This is a genomic window from Mucilaginibacter sp. P4_E8 (assembly GCF_056401495.1).
Genome location: NZ_JBFUJG010000289.1, coordinates 1 through 2825 on the forward strand (window position 1 = coordinate 1; position 2825 = coordinate 2825).

At 37.7% G+C, this 2825-nt stretch carries 2 protein-coding genes; both read right to left on the minus strand.

The window, feature by feature from the left end; genetic code table 11:
* Positions 1-1634, minus strand: a 1634-nt coding sequence (locus tag AC1DRQ_RS30565) for a SusC/RagA family TonB-linked outer membrane protein (RefSeq protein ID WP_477429750.1), incomplete at its 3' end; no start/stop codon positions are given.
* Between the two features lie 229 nt (positions 1635-1863).
* On the minus strand, positions 1864-2825 hold a 962-nt coding region (locus AC1DRQ_RS30570; RefSeq protein WP_477429752.1), incomplete at its 5' end, for a FecR family protein.

A 2825-nucleotide genomic window follows, 5' to 3' on the forward strand; every position in this document is an offset into this window, starting at 1 on the left:
GATATAAGGCGTTCACGACCTATATTATTTACAAATTTATTTACAACAAAGTAAGGGTTGGTAACATAAGGATCATTTCCCCAGCGCAGCTCATTGCCATTTGAATCATACCCTGGATTTAATGCCGCCTGATTTTCATTAGCTGCCAGGTATTGTATATTATTCGCATTCATGGGGCCGTCGCTTAAGTTAGGTTTCAGGTTGGATGATTCCGAAATATAATTAGCCACAACATTGATGCTCAGTTTATCAGTAATATTCTGATTGGCGGTAAGATTGATGGTTTTTCGGGATAATCCGCTGTTCCGGATAATACCTTTATTGTCCAGATTTGAAAAGGAAAGCCTGAAACCTCCAGTTTCGCCGCCACTGTTAAAGGCTACAGTATTGGTATTGGTATAACCTGTACGGTAAAATTTTTGAATATTATTATTAACGGCCGAGTATGGGTAATATTTACCATCAAACTGAATAGTGGCTTTTCCATCAAGCTTTTCGCCCCAGCCTAAATTGCCTGTTGAAATGGCGCTTGCAATATTAACAGGTCTTTGACCATTTTCACCCTGACCGTAAATAGTTTGAAAATCAAACGTATTAACCGCCTTATCAAACTGAAAATTGGTATTGACCTCAACCCCAAAACCTGAGTTTTTTTTACCGCCTTTGGTGGTGATTAAAATTACCCCGTTTGCTGCGCGCGCCCCGTATAATGCAGAAGCCGACTGACCCTTTAACACAATTAAACTTTCAACATCATCGGGGTTTATATTGCTTATGCCATCACCAAAATCGGCACCTCCCCATTCATTCGCGGTACCTCTTTGGGTATTATCAATAGGTATGCCATTTATAATAAACAAGGGCGAGGCCGCGCCAAAGCTGGTTACCCCTCTTAGTAAGATACGTGCAGATGATCCGGGACCGCCATTTACGCCGTTTATGCTCAGGCCGGCTACAAGCCCCTCTAATGAGTAAGCAATGTTTGTTTCTTTGGCCTTATCAAGCTGATCGCCGCTAACCGTTGTTACCGAGTATCCCAACTTTCGTTCATCTTTAGTTATACCTAATGCGGTTACAACAACTTCGTTTAAGATATTACTTAGTAATAGCTGAATGGTGATAGGAGAGGTACCAGTTACTTTTATTTCCTGGGTTTGATAACCAACATAACTGATCTGCAATGTTGACTGATCGGGTGCTTCAAAAGAAAATAAGCCATTTTTATCTGTTGGAGTACCCGCGGTAGATCCTTTAACCCTTACCGTTGCCCCCGGCAGTGTTTCTCCTTTTTCATTAATTACACTGCCGTTAACCTTAACAATATTTACAATCTCATCAACGGGGGCTATTACTACCAGATGATTTGCCAGTTCGGTATAAGTGAAACCCGAATTTGCTAAAATTTTATTTAATAAAGTTATAACATCTTCATTATCAACATTAACATCTACCTTCTTTAGTGCCGGTATTTTTCGCTCACTGTAAACAAAATGGTAACTGCTTTGCCGTTCAATTGCTGATAGAACTTTTTTAAAATCGGCCGATTTTAAATTAATAGTCACATGTGTTTGGGCATATAGTGTAGGGGTAATCAGTAAATTGAAGAATAATATTAAAGTAAACGTTAACTTCATTATTTATTAGTACTTACTTAATCGCCCGCTATCTGTCGTTACATCCATAGATGAGTGCTAAATTTACATAAATTTTAGTAAGTAATTTGATTGAGAGCATAAAACTCCTAACTATAGCAGGCTGATATGTAAAAATAATGTAACAGTGATCCCGTTACATCAGGATTTAATTATGGGCGTTATTTTATTATTGCCCCGGGGTAAAATTTAAATCCATAAACAGTTTTAACTAATAAATATAAACAGTGTTGTTTTTAATTTTATAGTTAAAATTTTCTGTCATACGCAGGGCGTCCAACGCCTGGTTAATACGTTCATTTTCAAATATGCCGCTAAAACGGTATTGTTTCAAAGCATCGTTTTTGAATTTTATATCAACGCCATACCATCTTTCCATGCGGCTTGCCAAGCCCGAAAAACTTTCATCCCTGAAAACAAGCTTGTTTTTTACCCATGATGTTTCCACCACAGTACTATCATCTGGTTGCAAACGGGTAAATGTTGTTAACACATACTGCATACCCATATTGGTTTCGGCCGGGTTAAGTTTAGTTGTGTTTTTGAGAACCGGTTTAAATAATTTATTCTTTACGATCAGCTTCTCACTTGGCTTTAATATAATATGGTCAGATGGTCTGTCGTCAAGAGTAACTTCGATTGTACCCCTGATCAGGGTAGTTTCGCTCTGCGGATCATTGGGGTATGATTTTACATTAAACGAAGTGCCCAGTACCTTGATGTTCATTTTTTCTGCATGAATAATGAATGGGTGTTTATGATCTTTATGTACATCAAAAAAAGCTTCACCACTTAAATAAACCTCTCTGGTTTTACCTGTAAATGTTGAAGGATATCTTAATGAGCTTTGAGAGTTTAATGTAATACGGGTTCCATCGGTAAGTACGATGGTTGATTTTTCGCGTTTTATTGTAGTTTTATTTTGCCACGAATTTTTTGTTGTAACTAAGGCCTGACTTACCGGTTTAGTGAATTTTGAATACAACAGGTATGAACAACCTGCAATAAAAATAATAGCGGCTGCGGCGCGCCAAATATAAAAAGTAAAGTTTTTTGAAGCTGGTATAACTGGTGATGGGACCTCAATATTTTTGATCTTTGCTTTTATTTTTTTAAAAGCAAGTGCATTATCGGCAAATTCGGTATCGCTATTGTTCCAGTAAATGCTAAGGG